At 66.3% G+C, this 21,290-nt stretch carries 20 protein-coding genes; 8 read left to right on the forward strand and 12 right to left on the reverse strand.

Annotation, left to right across the window (positions count from 1 at the left end; translation table 11 throughout):
* Window positions 1–299 precede the first annotated feature (299 nt).
* Both A8G08_RS21645 and A8G08_RS21650 read left to right on the forward strand, forming a co-directional pair.
* Window positions 300–1,229, forward strand: a complete 930-nt coding sequence (locus tag A8G08_RS21645; RefSeq protein WP_245672939.1) for a LysR family transcriptional regulator — start codon at window positions 300–302, stop codon at window positions 1,227–1,229.
* Between the two features lie 158 nt (window positions 1,230–1,387).
* Window positions 1,388–1,873 carry a pyridoxamine 5'-phosphate oxidase family protein gene (locus A8G08_RS21650; RefSeq protein WP_068278716.1) on the forward strand — a complete coding sequence of 162 codons (486 nt, stop codon included), beginning with the start codon at window positions 1,388–1,390 and terminating at the stop codon, window positions 1,871–1,873.
* Window positions 1,874–1,879: 6 nt separating this feature from the next.
* Here A8G08_RS21650 and A8G08_RS21655 read toward each other — a convergent pair whose 3' ends face one another.
* Together A8G08_RS21655 and A8G08_RS21660 are read right to left on the reverse strand one after the other, a co-directional pair.
* Entirely contained in the window at window positions 1,880–3,016 is a 1,137-nt protein-coding gene (locus A8G08_RS21655; protein WP_068278719.1) for an FUSC family protein, read from the reverse strand.
* A complete protein-coding gene (locus A8G08_RS21660; protein ID WP_068278777.1) occupies window positions 3,000–3,419 on the reverse strand; it encodes a DUF3151 domain-containing protein in 420 nt (139 codons plus the stop codon). The genes A8G08_RS21655 and A8G08_RS21660 overlap by 17 nt, the downstream gene beginning before the upstream one ends.
* A 109-nt stretch (window positions 3,420–3,528) precedes the next feature.
* Here A8G08_RS21660 and A8G08_RS21665 point away from each other — a divergent pair, with 109 nt between their 5' ends.
* Complete coding sequence (locus tag A8G08_RS21665) at window positions 3,529–4,110, forward strand: Rv0361 family membrane protein (protein WP_084436691.1); 582 nt, start codon at window positions 3,529–3,531, stop codon at window positions 4,108–4,110.
* 65 nt (window positions 4,111–4,175) lie between these two features.
* Here the strand turns inward: A8G08_RS21665 and fbaA are convergent, their stop codons facing one another.
* Window positions 4,176–5,213, reverse strand: coding sequence for a class II fructose-bisphosphate aldolase (gene fbaA / locus A8G08_RS21670; RefSeq protein WP_068278721.1), 1,038 nt, complete (start codon window positions 5,211–5,213; stop codon window positions 4,176–4,178).
* Window positions 5,214–5,348: 135 nt separating this feature from the next.
* On the opposite strand from fbaA, the gene A8G08_RS21675 reads away from it, so the two are divergent.
* Window positions 5,349–6,059 (forward strand): DedA family protein, encoded by a 711-nt coding sequence (locus A8G08_RS21675; RefSeq protein ID WP_068278723.1) that lies wholly within the window; start codon window positions 5,349–5,351, stop codon window positions 6,057–6,059.
* Between the two features lie 8 nt (window positions 6,060–6,067).
* Here A8G08_RS21675 and A8G08_RS21680 read toward each other — a convergent pair whose 3' ends face one another.
* From A8G08_RS21680 to A8G08_RS21695, 4 genes are read right to left on the reverse strand one after another with little or no spacing between them, the layout of a single operon-like run.
* Window positions 6,068–7,144: a glycoside hydrolase family 76 protein gene (locus A8G08_RS21680; protein ID WP_068278781.1), complete on the reverse strand. Its 1,077-nt coding sequence runs from the start codon at window positions 7,142–7,144 to the stop codon at window positions 6,068–6,070.
* Complete coding sequence (locus A8G08_RS21685) at window positions 7,141–7,803, reverse strand: TrmH family RNA methyltransferase (protein WP_068278725.1); 663 nt, start codon at window positions 7,801–7,803, stop codon at window positions 7,141–7,143. Before A8G08_RS21685 ends, A8G08_RS21680 begins: the two co-directional genes overlap by 4 nt.
* Before the next feature lies 1 nt (window position 7,804).
* Window positions 7,805–8,590, reverse strand: coding sequence for an SDR family oxidoreductase (locus A8G08_RS21690; protein ID WP_068278727.1), 786 nt, complete (start codon window positions 8,588–8,590; stop codon window positions 7,805–7,807).
* Window positions 8,591–8,632: 42 nt separating this feature from the next.
* Window positions 8,633–9,367: a lysoplasmalogenase gene (locus A8G08_RS21695; RefSeq protein WP_068278729.1), complete on the reverse strand. Its 735-nt coding sequence runs from the start codon at window positions 9,365–9,367 to the stop codon at window positions 8,633–8,635.
* 151 nt (window positions 9,368–9,518) lie between these two features.
* On the opposite strand from A8G08_RS21695, the gene A8G08_RS21700 reads away from it, so the two are divergent.
* A complete protein-coding gene (locus A8G08_RS21700) occupies window positions 9,519–10,772 on the forward strand; it encodes an MFS transporter (protein WP_068278731.1) in 1,254 nt (417 codons plus the stop codon).
* Window positions 10,773–10,809: 37 nt separating this feature from the next.
* Window positions 10,810–12,357, forward strand: coding sequence for a metallophosphoesterase (locus A8G08_RS21705; RefSeq protein WP_068278733.1), 1,548 nt, complete (start codon window positions 10,810–10,812; stop codon window positions 12,355–12,357).
* A 117-nt stretch (window positions 12,358–12,474) separates the two neighbouring features.
* Here the strand turns inward: A8G08_RS21705 and pyrE are convergent, their stop codons facing one another.
* The 5 genes from pyrE to clpB all read right to left on the reverse strand — a co-directional run bounded on the left by pyrE (window position 12,475) and on the right by clpB (window position 18,347).
* Window positions 12,475–13,005, reverse strand: a complete 531-nt coding sequence (gene pyrE / locus A8G08_RS21710; protein ID WP_068278735.1) for an orotate phosphoribosyltransferase — start codon at window positions 13,003–13,005, stop codon at window positions 12,475–12,477.
* Between the two features lie 61 nt (window positions 13,006–13,066).
* On the reverse strand, window positions 13,067–13,855 hold the full coding sequence (locus A8G08_RS21715) for an SDR family NAD(P)-dependent oxidoreductase (RefSeq protein ID WP_068278737.1): 789 nt from the start codon (window positions 13,853–13,855) through the stop codon (window positions 13,067–13,069).
* A gap of 89 nt (window positions 13,856–13,944) precedes the next feature.
* Window positions 13,945–14,733: a type III secretion system chaperone family protein gene (locus tag A8G08_RS21720; RefSeq protein WP_068278744.1), complete on the reverse strand. Its 789-nt coding sequence runs from the start codon at window positions 14,731–14,733 to the stop codon at window positions 13,945–13,947.
* Between the two features lie 51 nt (window positions 14,734–14,784).
* Window positions 14,785–15,678 (reverse strand): DUF5666 domain-containing protein, encoded by an 894-nt coding sequence (locus tag A8G08_RS21725; RefSeq protein WP_068278746.1) that lies wholly within the window; start codon window positions 15,676–15,678, stop codon window positions 14,785–14,787.
* A gap of 113 nt (window positions 15,679–15,791) precedes the next feature.
* Window positions 15,792–18,347 carry an ATP-dependent chaperone ClpB gene (clpB, locus tag A8G08_RS21730; RefSeq protein ID WP_068278748.1) on the reverse strand — a complete coding sequence of 852 codons (2,556 nt, stop codon included), beginning with the start codon at window positions 18,345–18,347 and terminating at the stop codon, window positions 15,792–15,794.
* A gap of 308 nt (window positions 18,348–18,655) precedes the next feature.
* Between clpB and A8G08_RS21735 the strand changes: the two genes are divergently transcribed.
* Window positions 18,656–20,008, forward strand: a complete 1,353-nt coding sequence (locus A8G08_RS21735) for an MFS transporter (RefSeq protein ID WP_068278749.1) — start codon at window positions 18,656–18,658, stop codon at window positions 20,006–20,008.
* Window positions 20,009–20,177: 169 nt separating this feature from the next.
* Window positions 20,178–21,290 (forward strand): globin domain-containing protein (locus A8G08_RS21740; protein ID WP_068278751.1); only part of this gene is annotated, 1,113 nt, incomplete at its 3' end.

Consider the following 21,290-nt stretch of genomic DNA (forward strand, 5'->3'; position numbering starts at 1 on the left):
GGAAACCTTGCAGTACAACTTAATCCGCACACCCGCCGATGCCTTTTCTCGAGATGCGCACTGGGCACACCTGTGTCAAGATCTTCTGTTGTGATCTCGGTTGGCCTCATCGCTCGGCACCATGTCGACCTGATGCGTGCCTCCAGCGCGATCTGTTGTCGCTGACCAGCTCGCGAATTCGCCGATCGCCCACCCATCGCCGATCGGTATCCGGCACCCACCTGACGAGGTCACATGTCACCGATCGATGGTTCCGCCAGCTCGATGTCCTTGTGCGCCTTTGACGCTCCGGTCGGTGCATGATGCTTGATCTGCGCCGGATGATGCTGCTCAACGATCTCGCCGAGCTCGGCACGGTCACCGCCGTCGCCGCCCGGCGCAGCATCACGAGTTCTGCTGTGTCGCAACAACTCCGGGTGCTCGAAGAAGAAGCGGGCGCGGCACTGTTCCGGCGTGACGGGCGCACGCTGCGGCTCACCCGCAGCGGCGAGGTGCTCGCCGAGCACGTCCGGCATGTGCTGGCCGCGGTGGACGAGGCCATGACCGCGGTGGCGGCGACCCGGGACCGACTCTCGGGACAGATCGCGGTCGCAGCCTTCAACATGGCCGTACCGACGCTTGCCGCTCCGATGGTTCGCCGGCTCAGCGCCGAGGAACCCGACCTGCGCATCGAAGTTCGGCAGGAAGAGACTGGTGCCGCGCTGCGCTTGCTTCGCCAGCGCGAGATCGACATCGCCATCACCTGCCACTACGACTTCCTCGGTGATGACGGGTTCGGCGGAATGATCAGCGAGATTCTGCTTGTCGAGCCGCTCGTGCTGATGGCTCCGACAGAGACGCATCTGCGTATCCGCAAGTTCGGGCTCGCGGCGCTCGCCGATAGTCCGTGGGTGACGGGCGCGCCGCACTCGGGGCTGGACGTAGCCGTGCTGCGCGCCGGCGAGCGGGCCGGCTTCACCCCGCAAATCAAGCACCGACTGTTGGGTGCACAGAACATGTGCGATCTCGCGGCGACCGAGACGGCATCGGCGATCGTGCCGCGCCTGTCGATCCCGGCTCACCTGGAGAGCCTGATCGTTCCCGACATGAATCTCGACAATCGCACCATCAGGGCTGTCGTCCGGCCGGGCAGGCAAAAGGACCCGGGTATCGCGGCCATCCTGCAGACGCTGCGCTCCATCGCCGCCTCCGCGCTGCCGGCGCCGGACTCGCTGAGCGCCGCCTCGTAGCCCGGCGACAGTTGTCGTTCCCGGGTGCAAAACCTGTCAACGGGGTCGAAACTTCGCACTCGTAAACACAATTTGCACTCGGGAACGCCAGCCAAACGTGAGCAAAGTCTGCTCGCTTTGGCGGCGGACCTGTCGGTACCGCGAGGCACACTGAGGCGATGGCAACCTGGCTGGAGTTCTCCGCGGCAGCACCCGAGTTGGCAGAGGCAATCGAGGCGAGGCTGAAGGCGCACAAGCACCACCTGCTTGCGACGCTGCGGAAGGACGGATCGCCGCGACTGTCGGGCACCGAGGTGGAGATCTTCGACGGCAAACTGGTGATCGGCTCGATGCCAGGCGCGATGAAGGTGCGCGACCTGCTGCGAGATCCCCGGTATGCGCTGCACAGCAACCCCGGCGACCACACCATGACCGGCGGAGATGCCAAGCTATCCGGGCACGCGCGGGAGGCGACGGGCGAAGAGCGAGACTGGATCGTCGCCGCCTACGCCGATAAGTACGGCGGCGAGACGGCAGCAGGGGACGACGGCGCCCACATGGTTGTGCTCGATGTCGACGAGGCCACGCACATCACGGTCGACGACAAGCACCTCTATGTCGACCTATGGAGACCTGGCCGCGAGGTCGAGCGCTTCGTGAAGTAGCCGGTCTCAATCTTCCGACGGCACACCGGGTTTCGCGACCGTCGGAGGCAGCAGCGCGAGAGCGGAAATGCGCTGCAGCCCGGCCACCTGCATGAAGTCCACTAGCGCGGAACGCAATTGGCCGAACACCACGTGCGCGGACAGTCCTGCATGCTCAACCAGTTCCGGGCGCGCGCCAGTCGCGACCGAGCGGAGCACGCGCGCGGCCTCTGCCTGGTCCGGTTGCTCGCCCGGGTTGGCGAGCATCATCTGCCGCAAGACATCCACCGCGTGCGACAGCTTCTCGATCTCGTCGACGAGGCGAGGGTCGAGAATCTCGTCGTCACGCACGACGGTGAGCGAGCGACGCACCAGCACCCGAATGTTGCGGACCGCATTGTCGAGCGGATCGGCTGTCGCGCTGAGCTTGTCGTGCCGCTCGCGTGTGGACCAGTACATCGGCGAGATCCGGGTGATCTCCTGCCCGCCCTCGATCGCGGAACGCAGCCGGTCGATTTGCCCCTGGGTCGCCCGCGCGCGGTCCAGCGCTGCGCGAATCGGCGCCGGGTTCTGCTCGGTCAACCCATCCGCGGTCATGCGCAGCACGTCGACGATCACCGCGAGTACGTCGGCGGCCTGCTGCCGCGCGCGGCGGACCGGGTGCGTCGGCACTACTGCCACCACTGCGATCCCGACGAGGCCGCCGACCAGCGCGTCAACCATTCGCTCGTAGCCGGCCGCATCACCCGGTGGCAGCAGTGTCGCGACCAGCACCGCCGAACTCGCGGCCTGCATGGCGATGATCGGACCGCCGTCGAGCAAGACGGCCGAGGCCATCGCGAGCGCGACGACCACGGCGATCTGCCACGGCCCAGTGCCGATCGCCGTGACGATCAGGTCCCCGATGCCGATGCCCACCGTGACGCCGACGACGAGTTCGACCGAGCGGCGCAGCCGCGCCCCGAGCGAGATGCCGAGCGAAATGACCGCCGCTATCGGCGCGAAGAACGGACGCGGGTGCCCGAGCAGGTCGAAGGCGACCCACCAGGAAATCCCCGCGGCAAGGCCGCACTGCACGATTGGCAGCGCGGAAGCCCGCAACCGCTCCGTGGAGGTGCGGAGACGGGCGCGCTGGCGTTTGGCGAAGTTAGTGGTCGAGGCCAAGTTGTTCGGCCGCGCGCGGATCGCAATCTTCGAGCAGATCCAGGCAGCGCGCGTACTCGTCGGCCTCCCCGATGGTCTTCGCCGCGCGTGCGAGCGCCGCTACACAGCGCAGGAAACCCTGGTTGGGCTCGTGACTGAACGGCACCGGGCCGAAACCCTTCCAGCCGTTGCGCCGCAGCTGATCCAGGCCGCGGTGATAGCCGGTCCGGGCGTAGGCGTAAGCGGTAATCGTCGCGCCGTCCGCCAGTGCCTGCTCGGCCAGGTAGGCCCAAGCGATCGAGGCAGTGGGGTGGTCGGCGGCAACCTCAGCGGGGTCGCGCTTGTTGAGCAGGTCGGACTCGGCGTCGTCGTCGCCGGGCAGCAGCGTCGGCTGAGGACCGAGCAAATCACCGAAAGATGTCATACCGCCCATTCTGGCAGGTCTACTCGGTGAGAACGTCGATGGCGGTTAGGCTGCGCGGCAGGCGGGCACACTGCCGCGACGGAGTTCGAAAGACGCGAGGGGTTATCGGGTGACCGACGACGAGACGAAGACCGAGGCCTTGTCTGCAGCAACCCCGCCGTTCGAAGCCGCACGGCAAGGAACCGAAGCGCCGAGGCCGAGCGCACAACCGCAGCGGATCGAACCGACCACCCCGCCGCCGGCCCCGAAACGCAGGAGCGGCCGCTGGTTTGCCGCCGTCGCAGCAGCTCTCGTTGTGGTCGTCGCGCTCGCGGCAAGCCTGCTCTGGCTCATCGTCCGGCCCGATCCGGCGCCGACCAACGAGGACCTGATCCGTGGCGCGATCGGTGACTACGGCACGGCACTGACCTCCGGCGACCTACCCGCCCTTCAGTCGGCCACCTGCGGCCCGCTGAGCGACTACTACCGCACCGTGCCGCCGGAGAAGTTCGCGCAGGTGCACCAGACCAGCTCCGATCAGGGCAGCATCCCGGTTCTCGAGAGCGTCGACATCGTGCAGGTGACCAACGATCAGACCGCGATCGCACAGGTCACCGCTCACCTACCGCTCGATCCTGCGACCGCCTCGGCGCGCACGTTCAACCTGTTGAAGACGCCCGAGGGCTGGAAGGTCTGCGAACCGCCCGCTTAACGCAGAAGGCGCACTCGCCGTCGCGGATATCGCGACGACAAGTGCGCCTCAGAAAACCGAACTGACTAGCCGGCGGATACCGAACGGCCCGCGGAGGACAGGTCGTTGCAGGCCTGGACGACACGCTCGCTCATCGAGGCCTCGGCCTTCTTCAGGTAGCTACGCGGGTCGTAGAACTTCTTGTTGCCGACCTCGCCGTCGATCTTGAGCACACCGTCGAAGTTGGCGAACATGTGCGCGGCGAGAGGGCGGGTGAACGCGTACTGCGTGTCGGTGTCGACGTTCATCTTCACCACGCCGTACTCGAGCGAGTGGTCGATCTCGCTCTTCAGCGAGCCGGAGCCGCCGTGGAAGACGAAGTCGAACGGCTTCGAGCCGGCCGGCAGGCCGAGACGCTCGGACGCGACGCGCTGGCCCTCGGCGAGCACCTCGGGCTTGAGCACAACGTTGCCCGGCTTGTAGACGCCGTGCACGTTGCCGAATGTCGCGGCGAGCAGGTACTTGCCCTTCGAGCCGTCACCGAGCGCGTCGATGGTCTTCGCGAAATCCTCGGAGCTGGTGTACAGCTTCTCGTTGATCTCGGCCTCGACACCGTCCTCTTCACCGCCGACGACGCCGATCTCGACCTCGAGGATGATCTTCGCCGCGGCCGCGGCCTGCAGCAGTTCCTGCGCGATCGAGAGGTTCTCGTCGATCGGCACGGCCGAGCCGTCCCACATGTGCGACTGGAACAGCGGGTTCTGGCCGTTGTTCACGCGTTCCTGCGAGATGGCGAGCAGCGGGCGCACCAGGCCGTCGAGCTTGTCCTTGGGGCAGTGATCGGTGTGCAGTGCGATCGTCACGTCGTACTTCGCGGCGATCACGTGCGCGAACTCGGCGAGTGCCACCGCACCGGTGACCATGTCCTTCACGCCGAGGCCGGAACCGAACTCCGCACCGCCGGTGGAGAACTGGATGATGCCGTCACTGCCCGCATCGGCGAAGCCCTTGATCGCGGCGTTGATGGTTTCCGAGGACGTGCAGTTGATAGCCGGGAAAGCGAAGGAGTGTTCCTTGGCCCGGCTGAGCATCTCGGCGTAGACCTCGGGAGTTGCGATGGGCACTGAAACCGACCTCCAAGTCGTGTTTTGGGCTATTTGTGCTGCTCACCCTATGACAAAGGCCCGCCGGACCCAACGGTGGTAGGTAGGTCACAGGGGTATCCGGGGTAGTGCCACGTCGCCGGTACCCTGGCAGGCGTGATCGAGACCCTCGCAGTCCAGACGACCACCAACCAGGCCTTGCTTCCGGGTTTCCTCGACCCGATCACCCTGCTCGGCTACTTCGGCAGCTGGGCGCTGGTCGGACTGCTGGTTGTCGTGCTCATCGAATCCGGCGTGCTGTTCCCCGTCCTGCCCGGCGACTCGCTGCTGTTCGTGGCGGGCATGGTGGTCGCGGGTGAGACCACTGAGGTCGAGAAGTTCGCCTCGCTCTGGGAGTTGCTGATCCTCGTGCCGCTGGCGGCCATCATCGGCGGGCAGATCGGCTACTGGATCGGGCGCTACGCGGGGACCAGCATGTTCAGGCCGGACGCGCGGTTCCTCAAGGAGCGGTACCTCACGGAGGCGCACGAGTTCTTCGAGAAGCATGGTCCGATCACGATCTTCCTGGCCCGCTTCGTGCCGATCGTGCGCACCCTCGCGCCGATTGTCGCTGGCGCGGCGCGGATGAAGTTCCCGGTCTTTTTCCTCTACAACGTGGTCGGCGCGATCGTGTGGAGCACCGGCTTCATCCTGCTCGGCTACTGGCTCGGCCAGTTCGAACTAATCCAGAAGCTGATCGAGCCGATCTTCATCGTGATCGTGCTGGTCTCGGTGCTGCCGATCGTCTGGGAGTCGTACAAGCGCCGTCGCGCGGCGAAGAATGCTCCGGCGACGGTGACGGAGTCGTCGGAATCTGCCGTCGACTAGCGCCAGGTCTACGCACCCGCGACCCGGTGCGCGGCTTCGAGCAACATCCAGCCCGACAACTGCACGGAGAGATCGCGCTCGGGTAACCCTGGTGCCGGCGTGCGCGCCGGCACCGACCAGTCCGCGCCGAACACCGGCAGTTCCCCGATATCTGTGCGGTTGCGCCACGCCGCCTCCCCCGAGGCGAGCACGAGCGCTCCGGCGGTCTCCCTGGCGCGCGCATCGGCGGCCGAATCACCGGGCAACTGCAGCGCAACCAACGCCAGGTAGCGCGCGAGGATGCCGTTGAACAAACCGCCGTCGCCTCCGCCGCCACCGACGATCACACCATCGGGCGCGAGGCGCGTCACGACCGCGTCGACGAGTCGATGCACCCGTTCGGCATGCACCGGATCGGACGTCCGCTGCGCCAGTTCGGTCTCGAGCCCGAGCACGACGCCCTGGCAGTACGTATAGATCACCCGCTCCAGGCGCTCACTCGGCAGGTGAACACCGTCGAAGATAAGGGCGGTGTCCGGATCGCGCAGCGTGGCATCGAGCCAGTCCGCCATATCGACCGCGCGGTCGGATCGGCCTGTTCGGGCAAGCGCGATCCCGGCCGGGCCGTTCGCCGGCGCATTGAAGAAATCCGACGCGATCCGCCACGGGATGCCGCCGCCGCGCGCGGGCGCCCAGGCGTCGTACAGCCGCGCAGTGAGCTCGGCCAATGGGCCTGTGAAGTCGAGACCGACGAGCCGCTGTGCGCGCTCGAGCGCGAGCGCCAGCCAGGCCATGTCGTCGTAGTAAGAGTTGGTCCAGCGCAGGAAGTTGCGACCGTGCACACCACGGGACAGTTCGGTGATACGCCGCTTGCGTTCCTCGCTCGGCGCCCGAACCTCGGCATCGACGGTCACGTCGATCAGGTGCGCCTGCCACCAGTAGTCCCACGCCACGAACACCCGCTCGCCCGGCGTCGGCGGCGCACCGACCACTCCGAGCGCGGTTCCCGGAATCGCCCACAGCCGCCGCACATTCCGTTCCTGCACAGCCGTTTCCGCCAGACCGGCACGGCTCGCCCACTCTACGACCGAGACATCGCCGCTCACCACGCGCGATCCAGGTCCGCGTGCTGCCGGATCCACGCGTGCATCGCGATCCCGGCCGCGACCCCGGCATTGATACTGCGCGTCGATCCGAACTGGGCGATCGAAACAGTCAGGGCAGCAATGTCTTTCGCGTGATCGGTGATGCCAGGGCCCTCCTGCCCGAAAAGCAAGACGCAGTCGCGCGGGAGCTGGGCGGTCTCGAGCGGAACCGCACCGGGCACGTTGTCCACCGCCACCACGGCGAGGCCACGCTCGCTCGCGAACTCCCCTAGTTCGCCGAGGTCGGTGTGGTGCCGAACGTGCTGATAGCGGTCGGTCACCATGGCTCCGCGACGGTTCCACCGGCGCCGTCCGACGATATGCACCTCGGCAGCGGCGAAGGCGTTCGCTGTGCGCACCACGGTGCCGATATTCGCGTCGTGCGCGAAGTTCTCGATGGCGACATGGAACGGGTGCCGCCGCGCATCGATATCGGCAACGATCGCCTCGCGCGTCCAATAGCGGTATGCGTCAACGACATTGCGACGATCACCGTTGTCGAGCAGCTCCGGGTCGTAACGGGGGTCGGTCGGTCTCGGGCCGTCGTATTCGGCATCCCACGGTCCGACGCCATGCGGATTCTCGCCCCATTCGGTGGGGCCTACTTCGTCTTCGGACACGTCAGGTGTGGCTCATTCGCTTGTTCGACATCCGCACCGCCCAGTCGGGGGAGAACTTGGCGAGGTTGGCCATGATCTTTGCCTGTCTACCGATCGGATAGTGCACCTTGTGCAGCAGGCGGGACCGAGTACGCGTTGCGTGAACAATTCCGTCGGCGACATCCTTCGCCGTCAGGTGGATACCGAGCGAACGCGTTGTGCCGATGTCCATTCCGTCCACCATCGCGGTGTTGACGAAAAGCGGCCACACCGCGAGCACACGAATGTCGTGCGGACGCCACTCGAGATCGAGCGCCTCGGTGAGCGCACGCACCGCGAATTTCGTTGCGGAGTAGGTCGCCAACTCGGGCTGACCGTAGATCGCCGAAGCCGAGCACAGGTTCACCAACTGTGCGCCCGCAGTATCGCGCAAGTAGGGGAAAGCCGCCTTGCTGCCGTAGATTACGCCGTTTACGTTGATATCGACCAGGCGCCGATGAGCAGCAGTAGCCATCTCTTCGAAGGGGCCGGAGCTCAGTACGCCCGCGTTGTTGATCAGAATGTCGAGCCGCTGTTCGTCGGCATGGAATTTCTCCATGGCCGCGTCCCACTGCGCCGGGTCGGTCACATTCAGCGCGCCCACAGTGATACTGCCACCTGCGGCTTCGATCTCCTCGCGCAGCAGGCCGAGGCCCGGTTCATCGATATCGAACGCACCCACGTGGTAGCCGAGGTCCGCAAACGCCCGCGCGGTCGCGTGGCCGATGCCGGCCGCAGCGCCGCTGATGAACACCGTTGGTCTGCTCATGTTTGTAGAGGTTATTCCCTCACTCCGGCGCGCGGACCCGACTCAGCGGGGTCGTGCGGGACCGGGAGGGCCCGGCATCTCGGCGACATCGAGGATGCCCTCGACGAGCAGTCCCTGCGCCGCCGCATAGGAGGAGAGGATGGCGGCCTCCGCGAGCCGCCGGGACGTCGAGCCTTTGAGGAGCACACGCCGAACCACGATCAACGCATCGGAGACAGTGAAGAGCAGAGCGCCGAGACCCAGCCCGGTGGCGGGCCGGCCGCGGGGCACAACCAGACCTCCCACGGTCGGCGCACCCGGGACCAACTCCGGGTCCGACGCGAGTGTGGTCGCGGTGCCGAGGGTGAGCCCATATGCCGAGAGCGGCGCGGCGAGATGCGGTGCGCGCTTACGGAGCAGTCCGGCGGCCGCAAGCCAGCCGACCACCCGCGGCATCGCAGCGTTCTTTGTGGGCCGCGCACCCGCGCGGCGGAGCACTCCGGCGTACCCGAGTTGCATGATCGCGAACGATGCCGCGCCCCGGACGAGACGCCGGTCGTCATCCGGCTCGATCAGCAGCACGTCACCGACGGTGGCCGCGCTCAGTCCACCGAGCAGCAACGCGGCGTCCACCGGCGCGACGCGATTGCGAAGCCGCCAAACCCGACGGGCGAGCACTGGCGCGATCAGGGGTTTGGCAACCCACTGCAGGGCCTTTCGCTCGGTCAGCGCACCCACCACGGTCAGGGTGACCGCCGTCGCGTAGACCGCCCGCTCAGCAGTGGTCGGAGACTCCATCGATTCCTCCTTGGGTCGCCTACATCCAACCATTCCTCTGCCCCGTCGAATTAGATAGTTAGCCTATGTAATATTCTTCAGTGGTCGTTCCGACCCAAACTCCTGGTCGCGACGACATGCCCGACGCCACGAACGACGCAAAAGGAATCTTGTGAGCACCCTTACTGCGACTGCTCAACAGACCGAGCAGAAACCGAGCATCCTGCAGCAACCGCGTGCAGTGTGGGCCGTCGCGTTCGCCTCGGTGATCGCCTTCATGGGCATCGGTCTCGTCGACCCGATCCTCAAGCCGATCGGCGAAGAACTCAACGCGACGCCCTCGCAAGTGTCGCTACTGTTCACGTCATACATGCTGGTCACCGGCATCGCCATGCTCATCACCGGTGTTGTATCCAGCCGATTCGGCGCGAAGAAAACACTGCTCGCCGGACTGGCGCTGATCGTGGTGTTCTCCGCGTGCGCCGGCATGTCCGACACGATCAGCCAGATCGTCGGCTTCCGCGCCGGGTGGGGCCTTGGCAACGCGCTGTTCATCGCGACCGCACTGGCAACGATCGTCGGCGCCGCCAGCGGCGGCGTCGCGAAGGCAATCATCCTGTACGAGGCCGCCCTCGGCATCGGTATCGCGACCGGCCCGCTGGTGGGTGGCGTACTCGGCAATATCAGCTGGCGGGGACCGTTCTTCGGCGTCGCGGTCCTGATGACGATCGCGTTCTGCCTCATCGCGGTCATGCTTCCCGCAACGCCGCGGACAGGTGCGGCACCGAAGCTCAGCACGTCCCTCGTCGCGCCCTTCAAGGCGCTGCGCTACCCCGGCCTGCTGACGGTCGCAATTACCGCGCTGCTCTACAACTACGGCTTCTTCACACTGCTGGCGTTCACACCATTCCCGCTCGATATGGGCACGTACGCAATCGGTTTCATCTTCTTCGGCTGGGGCCTATGCCTCGCGGTGTCATCGGTCTTCTTCGCGCCATGGCTGCAGCGAGCATTTGGCACGGTGCCGATGATGATGGCCGCGCTGCTCGCCTTCGCCGCCGATCTCGCCGTCATGGCGGTGTTCGTCGAATACAAACCCGTGCTGATTACGTGCGTCGTCGTGGCCGGCCTGTTCCTCGGTGTGGTGAACACCCTCATCACCGAGGCCGTCATGGTCTCGGCGCCGGTGGAACGCTCCACCGCATCCGCCGCGTACAGCTTCGTGCGCTTCGCCGGCGGTGCTGCCGCGCCATACCTCGCGGGCAAGATGGGCGAGCATAATCTGCATCTGCCGTTCTGGGTCGGCGCAGTCTGCACGGTCGCTTCGGTCGGCGCACTCTACTTGGGGCGCAATGCGCTTCGCTCCGCGCACGTAGATGCACACAGTGTCGAGGAGGCCGAAGCGATCACGCTCGGCGATGACTGAGAGCTCCCGAGTCGGGCTCAACGCCTAGGCTGGAGCCGTGCGCGCATCGGTCGGCGTAGGCGTGCTCGTGACCTGCCTGGTTACGGGCTTCGCCGCTGCGGACGCGGGAGCCGAGCGCGCACGGCAGGCCCCAACTGCACCGCATTCGATCACGCTCGATGCGGTCGGCCTGGTCACCGAGCCGGTCGCGCTCTCCACCGTTATGACAGCCGGAACGTCTGCGAATCCGGTGCTCCAAAATCGCACCGGTACGGACGAATTCGCGCAATCGGCGGCGCGCACCCACGCGTGGGACGAGTACCCGTACTTGCGCTACACCGCGACATTCCCGCCCGGCACGCCAACCGCGACAATCCAGTGGCAAGGCAGTTCCGTAAATCTGAACGACCTCGCGTTGCACGCCTGGAATCCCAGTCACAGCAGCTGGGGTCCGGCACTCGTCACCGCCCGCCCGAGCACTCCGGGTGGACCGATCCTCCTGGCCGCGGCAGTCCCGGTGGCCGCCGACGGGACGGTCGACCTGCTCATCATGGACGGTCCCCGCGCCGACCGGAGCTTCATCGAGCGCAATGCGATTCCCGACGACAGCTTCGCCGACCCGGCCGGCTACGACTTCGCGCTCGAGCATTTCAGCGACACTCAGTACGTCTCGCGGGACGACCCGCAGGTGTACCGGACTCAGACCCAGTGGATCGCGGACAATGCCGATCCGTTGAAGATCGCCTACGCCATGCACACCGGCGATCTGGTGCAGAGCTGGATCCGGCCCGGATCGTCGGATGTCCAGGCGCGCCGAGAATTCGAGGCGGCAAGCGAAGCAATGCGCACCATCGATGAGGCCGGTGTCCCGAACGGCGTGCTACCCGGCAATCACGACAACCTGTGGAACGTGGCGGGCCGGCTCGTGCCGGAGATGCACGAGAAGAACCACGCGCTCTACAACGAGTTCTTCGGGCCGCAGCGCTACCGCGATCGGCCCTTCTGGGGCGGCTCGGTCAGCGACGGCGACAATTCCGCCCATTACGACGTGCTGGATATCGCCGGTGCAAAGTTCCTGATGCTCTATATCGGCTACAACCCGCCCGGAAAGGTGCTGCGCTGGGCGGAGGACGTGCTCGATTCGCACCGCGACCGCAACGTGGTGATCGGCACGCACTACTATCTGGACGAAGACGGCACCCGGAAATCCATGGGCTTCAACGATATTCAGGCCAGCTCCGGAGAGATCATCTGGAATCGACTTGTGCGGCCCTATGACTCGGTGTTCCTCGTGCTGTCCGGCCACGCCGATGGGCAGGCAACGATGATCGAACGCAACGTCGGCGATACCGACCGGACCGTCGTGCAGATGCTCGCCGACTATCAGTACTTCACGGTGGACGGTAAGCGCAGCACCGGATTCCAGCGGCTACTGCAGTTCGACTTGGATGCGGGAACGATGGCCGTCGACACCCACTCCCCCGTGCTGAATTCGTTCCGGGTGGAGGACCACGACCCACGCGAGCGCTTCTCGGCGAAGGACGGTCAGTTCGTCACGGAGTTCACGCTGCGCGCAGATGTCCCCCGCGCGGTGTCGGCCGGCTGAGCACCGCCCAAACGGGTGCAAAATTTGTAAACGGGGCCAAAACTTCGCACCCACGAACACAATTTGCACTCACGAAGGACAGTCAAACGGGTGCAAATTTTCGAGCGGGGATTGGGCTCAGAGGCCGAGGTCGGCGAGCCCGAGCAGCGGGCGGTAGTCCAGGCCCTCGGCGGCGATCACCTTGTCCGCGCCGGTGTTGCGGTCCACCACGGTGGCAACACCCACCACGATCGCGCCGGCGTCACGCAGCGCCTTCACCGCGGTAAGCGGCGAGTTGCCGGTCGTGGTGGTGTCCTCGACCACGAGGACTCGCTTGCCAACGACGTTGGGGCCCTCGATCTGTCGCTGCATGCCGTGCGCCTTGGCCGCCTTGCGGACAACGAACGAGTCGATCGGCCGTCCGGGGGCGTGCATCATCGCGATGGCGACCGGATCGGCGCCCATGGTCAACCCGCCGACTGCGTCGAAGTCCCAGTCGGCCACGGACTCTCGCAGCAACTTGCCGATCAGCGGGCCTGCCTCGTGGTGCAACGTGGCGCGGCGCAAGTCGACGTAGTAGTCGGCTTCCTTGCCCGAGGACAGCGTCACCTTGCCGTGCACCACTGCCAGCTCGCGCACCAGTTCGGCCAGCCGCTCCCGCTCGCTCATTTGAGGACTCCCGCGTCGATCGATTGTTGAATAAGCGGGTTCAACCCTACGTTTCGCCCGCTCAGGTGCGTCCGCGACCCCGTCCGACCACCTTGGTCACCCGGCGGGACAGGCCACGCGGCACGAGCTTGCTCGCCGACGTGATGACCTTGTACTGCAGGCCGGGAACGCAGATGACCTTGCCCTTTTCCAGGTCGTCGAGGGACGCCGAGACGACCTGGTCGACCGAGAGCCACATAAAGTTCGGGATCGTCTCCATCTCGATTCCGGCGCGAGCGTGGAACTCGGTGCGGACGAATCCCGGGCATACCGCCTGAATCTTCACGCCGGTGCCGTCGAGCCCGTTGGCGAGACCCTCGGTGAACGAGACCACATAGGCCTTGGTGCCCGAGTATGTCGAGCCGCGACCGGGAACGAGACCCGCGACGCTGGCGACATTGACGATGCTGCCCTTGGCGTTGCCGAGCATGCTCGGAAGCGCCGCGCGGGTCAGCTGTGTCACCGCGGTGATGTTGACGTCGAGTTGCGACTGCAAAACCTCGGGATCGGCGGTCCAGAACTCGCCGCTCAGACCGAAGCCCGCGTTGTTGACCAGGAAATCGACGCCCCTGTGCAGGCGTTCAGCCGCGGCCCGTCGGCCCTCTTCGGTACCAAGGTCGGCGGCGATGATTTCAGAGTGCGAATCGAATCGCTGCTCGAGATCGGCGGCCAGCGCTGCCAACCGCTCCTTGTCGCGCGCGACGAGGACGAGGTCGTAGCCACGGCGAGCCAGCCGCTCGGCGAAGCCCGCGCCGAGACCTGAAGTGGGGCCGGTGACCAGGGCGACCGGGCGAATCGAACTCGATGACATGGCCGTCACCCTATCGGCTTACCGCGGTCGCGGGAGGCCGCTCACGGCTGTATCCGAGGGGCCGCTCACGGCTGTATCCGAGGGGCCGCTCACGGCCGCGGCGGCGGTCCCTGCTCGGGATGGCTCTGGCTCGGCTCGGACACCGGCGCGGCGCTCGCGGTGACCCTGCGGAACGCGACAGTCGGGTCATCGGTGTCGACATCACCGGCGACGAAGCGCGGAAATGGATGGCCGGGGTCGTGCGCGAATTCCTCGAGGCCCTCCGGCTCATCGATCGGCGGCAGAGCGTGCAGGATCCCGGACAGCCGGGCAACGGCCTCGACCGCGCGATCCCAGTCCTTACTCGCGGTGGTCACCGGAATCGAGCCCAGCGTCCACTCGCCCTCGGTCCACATCACCTGCAACCAGTCCGGCAGAGCTTCGACGAAGCCGACCATGCGCTGGTCGCACAACCGCCGCGCGACTTCGAGATCGGTCGAGAACAGCAAGCGCTCGCCGATCGCGCCGAGAAGTTCCAGGTCCGCATCCCGTGGCGGTGCCATCGTTTTCAGCCGCAGATCCAGATCGAGGATCGAGCCAGATTCACGACGCACGGCGATGACCGTCGCGTTCTCCTCGAGGTCGAACATCACGAATTCCTGGCCGCGCCGGATGCCGCTCACGATGTCGATCGCGGGCAGGTAGTCCTGCTTGGCCAGCGTCGCACGTTGCCAGGTTGCGGGCAGGGTCTCGTCGGACGCCTTGTAGCTGTCGCCATGCGCCTTTGCCCAGTGCTCGCGTACGCGTCCGGTGCGCCGGCGCTGGATATGGTCGAGATACAGCAGGGCCGCCGCACCGGCAAGCGCGATCGCGGCTAGTCCGAACCACATTCCGGTCATCGCTGCTTACCCTAACCAGTCGTGCCGTCGGATGGTGCGCGACCGTGGGTCTTAACGGCCGAAACCACCGAAGTCACCGAAATCCCCCAGATCGGGCAGCGCCATCGAGACGAGCACCGTGGCCTGGAAGGTGCCGTCGCTGTTCTTTTCACCTTGGGCCGCGACCTGTTCGCCGACCTTCAGGTCCGAGATCTCGCTGCCGTCCGGCGTCACGATCTGGGTGTTGCCATCGGTACGGATAGTGGTGACGGCACCGCCGAGCATGTCCTTGATTTCGACCGTCGACCCGTCGATGCGCGTGATCGTGCCCATCGCAACCCCGAAGTCGCCGAACGCATCGCCGAGCTCCGGGATGGCCGGTAGACCGGAGGGCAACTGTGAATCGGACGGCGGGGTGGGCGAGGGCCGACCGGTAGCCGACGGTGGCAGCACCCGCGTCGGGACGGCATCGCCGGAGGCCTGCGTGGAGGAATCGTCGGAGTCGCTGCCCGCGAGCAGGAACGCAACACCGGCAATCGCGGCGAGCAGGACAACAACCAGGCCTGCGACGATCAATCCGGTGTTATTGCGCTTGGGTCCGCCCGGCTCCTGTTCGAGTGGCGGGACCTCACCGGAGTACTGGCCCGGCTCATAAGTCCCGTAGGCCATCGTCGGGTTGGTGGGCGGCGGGTACCCCTGGCCGTAGCCCTGCTGCGGGTAGCCCTGTTGTTGATAGCCGCCGTACTGCTCGGTCGGCTGGTTCCCGGTGCCGTACTCATAGGTCGGATACGCCTGGGTCGGCGGAACTTCGCCGTACGCCTGGTACGGGTCCGCGGTGTGGTGCTGCTCGGTCGGCGCTGAGCCACCGCCGTACGGTTCGGTCGGCGCACCGAATCCCTCGGTCGGCTGATCGCCCGACTGATGCTCCTCCGGGCGGCGCGACCACGGGTCATTCGGATTGGACATGCCACGAGGGTACGCACACTCGGCGGTACTCGGCGCCCCGGATTTCCGCACACCGGCTGGTAAATGTGCGATTGCGCGGCCCGCTCAGCGGACCGCGCAATCGCACTTTCTGGTTATGCCCCGACGATCAATCCTTCGCCGTCGGGTGTGACGTTGACCTTGACCGTGTCACCGTCGTGCACCTCACCGGCCAGCAGCGCCTTGGCGAGCTGATCGCCGATGGCCTGCTGGATCAGTCGGCGCAGCGGCCGCGCACCGTAGATCGGGTCGTAGCCACGAACTGCCAGCCACATCCGGGCACCCTCGCCGACGTCGAGCACGAGTCGACGCTGCGCCAGCCGCTTCTGCAGCTGAGCCAACTGGATGTCGACAATGTTCTCGAGCTGCCCCTCGGACAGCGGGTGGAAGATCACCACGTCGTCGAGCCGATTGATGAACTCAGGCTTGAACGCCGAGCGCACCGCGGCCATGACCTGGTCACGATCACCGCCCGCACCCAGATTCGACGTCAGGATGAGGATGGTGTTCCGGAAGTCGACCGTGCGACCCTGTCCGTCGGTGAGCCGGCCTTCGTCGAGCACGGCGAGCAGGATGTCGAAGACGTCCGGATGGGCCTTCTCCACCTCGTCGAACAGCACCACGGTGTACGGCCGACGCCGCACCGCTTCGGTGAGCTGACCGCCCTGGTCATAACCGACATAACCAGGAGGCGCACCGACGAGGCGAGCCACCGCATGCTTCTCGCTGTACTCGCTCATGTCGATTCGGATCATCGCCCGCTCGTCGTCGAACAGGAACTCCGCCAACGCCTTTGCCAGCTCCGTCTTACCAACACCGGTCGGGCCGAGGAACAGGAACGAACCGGTGGGGCGGTTCGGGTCGGCGACGCCGGCCCGGGCACGCCGCACCGCATCCGACACAGCGGTGACCGCTTCGGACTGGCCGACGACGCGCTTGCCCAGCTCGTCCTCCATGCGCAGCAGCTTGGCGGTTTCGCCCTCGAGCATGCGGCCCGCGGGGATACCGGTCCACGCCGACACCACGTCCGCGACGTCGTCGGGGCCGACCTCCTCCTTCAGCATCACGTCGCCATCACCTGCGGTGCCGGACGCCTCTTCGGCCTCCCCGAGCTGCTTCTCGAGCGCCGGAATCCGGCCGTAGCGCAGCTCGGCGGCCTTGCCGAGGTCGCCGTCGCGCTCGGCCCGCTCCGACTCACCACGCAGAGTCTCGAGCTCCTCCTTGATGACGCGCACCGAGTCGATGGCCTGCTTCTCGTTCTGCCAGCGGGTAGTCAGCTGAGACAGCTTCTCCCGGTCATCCGCGAGTTCGGATCGCAGCTTCTCCAGGCGCTGCTTGGACGCCTCGTCGGTCTCCTTCTCGAGCGCCATCTCCTCGATCTCGAGCCGGCGCACGGCCCGCTCAACCTGGTCGATCTCGACAGGACGCGAGTCGATTTCCATGCGGAGCCGAGACGCAGCCTCGTCGACGAGGTCGATGGCCTTGTCTGGCAGGAAGCGCGAGGTGATGTAGCGGTCGGACAGCGTCGCCGCCGCGACCAGCGCGGAGTCGGTGATGCGCACGCCGTGGTGCACCTCGTAGCGCTCCTTGAGGCCACGCAGGATGCCGACGGTGTCCTCAACCGAGGGCTCGCCGACCAGCACCTGCTGGAAGCGACGCTCGAGCGCGGCGTCCTTCTCGATGTACTTGCGGTACTCCTCGAGGGTGGTCGCACCGACCAGCCGCAGCTCGCCGCGGGCCAACATCGGCTTGATCATGTTGCCGGCGTCCATCGCGGACTCACCGGTGGCACCCGCACCGACGATGGTGTGCAGCTCGTCGATGAACGTGATGACCTGGCCGGCGCTGTTCTTGATGTCGTCGAGCACGGCCTTGAGCCGTTCCTCGAACTCGCCGCGGTACTTGGCACCCGCGACCATCGAGCCGAGGTCAAGCGAGATGACCGACTTGCCGCGCAGCGACTCGGGCACGTCACCGGCGACGATTCGCTGTGCGAGCCCCTCGACGATCGCGGTCTTGCCGACGCCGGGCTCGCCGATCAGCACCGGGTTGTTCTTGGTGCGGCGGCTGAGCACCTGCACGACACGACGAATCTCGGTGTCGCGGCCGATCACCGGGTCGAGCTTGCCTTCGCGGGCGCGCGCGGTGAGATCGGTCGAGTACTTCTCCAATGCCTGGTACGTGCCCTCCGGGTCCGGGCTGGTGACGCGCGCGCTGCCGCGCACGGTGGTGAATGCCTCGCGCAGGGCCTGCGCGGTCGCACCCTGGCCGACCAGCAGCTTTGCGACATCCGAGTCGCCCTCGCTCAGGCCGACCAGCAGGTGCTCGGTCGAGACATATTCGTCGTCCAGCTCGGTGGCCAGCCGTTGCGCAGCGGTCAGTGCGGCCAGTGCCTCTCGGCCCAGCTGCGGGGTGGTGGTCGCGCCGGTGGCGCGCGGCAGGCGGTCGACGAGGATCTGAGCCTCGTTGCGAACCGTCACGGGATCGACGCCGACCGCCTTGAGCAGCGGCGCGGCGATGCCGTCGGCCTGTTCGAGCAGCGCCACCAGCAAGTGCGCGGGCCGGATATCCGGGTTGCCCGCAGAGGACGCCGACTGCAACGCAGCCGTCAACGCGGCCTGGGTCTTGGTGGTGGGATTGAACGACTCCATGTCTCACCTTCTTCTCGAGTCGGGTCTAAAGTTGCGCCGAGGTGTATCAACCCGGCGGTTATGTCAGTAGCTACAACGTCGCAAAGGTTGAGTCTGTTCCGCTCAAGTTTAGCGAATTTCTGCGCCGCGGGGCGACGGGTTCAGCACTGGAACTTCCCATCCGACCACGATCGATCCCGCGATCCGATTTGTCGGTTTTCGATATCAATCCGCGCCCGGGCCAGGACTAGCCAATCGCCCGGTGTGACTCGGCACACAAACCTCGACTGTTGATGACCAGCCCACCATCAGCCCCGAGGAGCGCAGTGATGAGTTCGACGACTGAAACCGACGCCAGATATCGGAAGACCGTGGCGTGGATCGTGGCCCTGGCAACCCTCACAATCCTCTTCGACGGATACGACCTGGTGGTGTACGGAACCATCCTGCCGATCCTGATGGACGATCCGGAACAGTTGGGCCAGATCTCCGCGCAGCAGGCGGGAATGCTCGGTTCCTGGGCTTTGATCGGCGTGATGATCGGTGCGCTCGTCAACGGCGCGATCGGCGACTACCTGGGACGACGCCGGCTGATGCTGGTGAACATCATGTGGTTCTCAACCGGCATGGCGTTGGCCGCGTTGTCGACCTCGATCGAGACGTTCGCTGTGCTGCGCTTCTTCACCGGCATCGGGATCGGCGGCCTACTGGCAACCACCGCCGCCCTCGTTGCCGAGTGCGTGCCCGCGGAGAAGAAGAACCTCTACAACGCGATTGTGTACAGCGGCGTACCGGCCGGCGGCATCCTCGCCGCCGTCCTCGCGATCGCACTGCGAGACGTCATCGGATGGCGCGGGCTTTTCCTGATCGGCGCACTGCCGGTGGTGATCCTGCTTCCGCTGGCCTTTGCGAAGCTCCCAGAATCCCCGCGGTGGCTGGTGTCTCGCGGCCGCCTCGAAGAAGCCGCCCTCGTGCACGCACGCACCGGAATCCCGCTGCCGTCGCCGGACGCACTCGAAGCCGAAAAGCACTCGCAGAAGGTGGGTTTCGCGGCATTGGCCACCCGCCGGTACGCGCTGGGAACCACGTTGCTTGGCATCATGAGCTTCGTCGGCCTCATGCTGACCTACGGCCTGACCACCTGGCTGCCGAAGATCATGGCGGACGCGGGCTACAACGCGAAGGGGTCCCTGCTGTTTCTGGTCGTCCTGAACGGTGGCGCGGTATTCGGCACGCTGATCGCCTCCCGCTACGCGGACCGCCGTGGCCCGCAGCACGTCGTCGCGACGACGTTCGGCCTCGCCGCCGTCGCACTGGTGCTGTTCACAATGGGGTTCCCGATCGCGGTCCTGCTCGCGCTCGTCGCGGTCGCCGGAACCGGCACGATCGGCACACAGGTTCTGATCTACGGCTTCGTATCGAACTACTACTCGACGAATGCCCGCGCTGCGGGAGTCGCCTGGTGCGCGGGATTCGGGCGTCTCGGGGGCATCTTCGGGCCCATCATCGGCGGATCGATCGTCACCGCGGGACTCAGCAACAGCGTCACCTTCTACATCTTCGCCGGCGTCGCGATCGTCGGGATGCTCGTCACCCTGTTTGTGCCGCGTAGCAGCAGCGGGACGGGAACGGCGCAGCCGGCGCTCGCCCCGAACCTCGGGGCGGTGCCCGCGCGGGCGTGATCGCGCAACTCTCACTCGTCGCACACGCCATATTCCTCGGTGACCACCCCGCACGTCGCGATGCCCGAATCGTCGCGACGTGCGGGAATCGCGGCTGGCGACGACTTGTGTTCGCAGCTACTCTGCGTGCGTACCATTCGCCCTCGCCAGTCATAGGGAGCGCACATTCGTGGACTCGCGTGATATTTCGCTGGTTCGCGCCAACTTCCGGACTGTGTCCTACTCGGCGCACAGCCGCGGCAAGCTCACCAACGCCTTCTACGGCAGGCTGTTCGGCCGCGACCCCCAGCTTCGGCAGTACTTTCCCGCGGCGATGGACGTCACCCGGCACCGGTTCATCGTCGCGCTGCAGTTCGTGCTCGACATCCTCGACCAGCCCGGAGCGGCTGAAGAGTTTCTCGAGCAGCTAGCACGCGACCACCGGAAGTACGGCGTCCAGTCGTCGCACTACCGGCCCGCCGCCGACGCACTGTTCCTGTCACTGCGCGACCACACCGGCGAATCACTGTGGACTCCGGCACTCGATCGTGCCTGGCGCGGCGTCACAAACCTGATCGCTGACGCGATGATCCGCGGCGCCGAGACCGACGACATGCCCGCGCGATGGGAGGCGACCGTCGTCGGCGCACATCACCTGCTCGATGACCTCACCCTCGTACGGCTGCAGGCCAACGGCCCGATTCCCTACGAATCCGGCCAATACGTGCCGGTCCAGATCCCCCAGGTGCCCAAGGTGTGGCGCTACCTGTCTCCAGCGATCCCCTCCAACCCCACGGGCGAGCTCGAGTTTCACGTCCGCAAGGTGCGCGGCGGCCTGGTGAGCGGGGCGATCGTCAACGAAGCCAAGCCCGGCGATCGCTGGCAGATCGGCGCCCCCCTCGGCGGGCTGCGGGTCGACTACGAGAGCGGCCGACAGGTGCTGATGATCGGCTCGGGCACAGGCATCGCGCCGCTGCGCGCGCAGGTCATGGAGATGGCCAAGTCCGGCGTGAACCCGCAGGTGCACATGTTCCTCGGCGGGCTGTTCCCCCGCGATCTCTACGACCTCGAGAACATGTGGCGGCTGTCGCTGATCAATCCGTGGCTCTCTGTGGTTCCGGTCGCGGAGAATGCCGAGAATCCCTGGTGGCATCCCGAGCCCCCGCCCGAGACGCCCCCCGGCATGCATCGCAGGCTGACCGGAGTCATCGGGCATATCGTCGCCAGCTTCGGTTCGTGGGCCGACCATCAGGTGCAGATCGCCGGATCGCCCGAGATGGTCTATCACACGACCGAGACGCTG

It is taken from the genome of Aldersonia kunmingensis (genome assembly GCF_001646865.1).
GTDB classification, from domain to species: domain Bacteria; phylum Actinomycetota; class Actinomycetes; order Mycobacteriales; family Mycobacteriaceae; genus Aldersonia; species Aldersonia kunmingensis.

What these genes read in the sequence shown, in the direction of transcription:
- A8G08_RS21660 (WP_068278777.1), bottom strand. Translation starts at nt 3,419, where the DNA reads ATGACATCTTTCGGTGATTTGCTCGGTCCTCAGCCGACGCTGCTGCCC.
- A8G08_RS21735 (WP_068278749.1), top strand. Translation starts at nt 18,656, where the DNA reads ATGAGTTCGACGACTGAAACCGACGCCAGATATCGGAAGACCGTGGCG.
- A8G08_RS21695 (WP_068278729.1), bottom strand. Translation starts at nt 9,367, where the DNA reads ATGGAGTCTCCGACCACTGCTGAGCGGGCGGTCTACGCGACGGCGGTC.
- A8G08_RS21650 (WP_068278716.1), top strand. Translation starts at nt 1,388, where the DNA reads ATGGCAACCTGGCTGGAGTTCTCCGCGGCAGCACCCGAGTTGGCAGAG.
- A8G08_RS21720 (WP_068278744.1), bottom strand. Translation starts at nt 14,733, where the DNA reads ATGACCGGAATGTGGTTCGGACTAGCCGCGATCGCGCTTGCCGGTGCG.
- A8G08_RS21715 (WP_068278737.1), bottom strand. Translation starts at nt 13,855, where the DNA reads ATGTCATCGAGTTCGATTCGCCCGGTCGCCCTGGTCACCGGCCCCACT.
- pyrE (WP_068278735.1), bottom strand. Translation starts at nt 13,005, where the DNA reads ATGAGCGAGCGGGAGCGGCTGGCCGAACTGGTGCGCGAGCTGGCAGTG.
- clpB (WP_068278748.1), bottom strand. Translation starts at nt 18,347, where the DNA reads ATGGAGTCGTTCAATCCCACCACCAAGACCCAGGCCGCGTTGACGGCT.
- A8G08_RS21725 (WP_068278746.1), bottom strand. Translation starts at nt 15,678, where the DNA reads ATGTCCAATCCGAATGACCCGTGGTCGCGCCGCCCGGAGGAGCATCAG.
- A8G08_RS21690 (WP_068278727.1), bottom strand. Translation starts at nt 8,590, where the DNA reads ATGAGCAGACCAACGGTGTTCATCAGCGGCGCTGCGGCCGGCATCGGC.
- A8G08_RS21645 (WP_245672939.1), top strand. Translation starts at nt 300, where the DNA reads ATGATGCTTGATCTGCGCCGGATGATGCTGCTCAACGATCTCGCCGAG.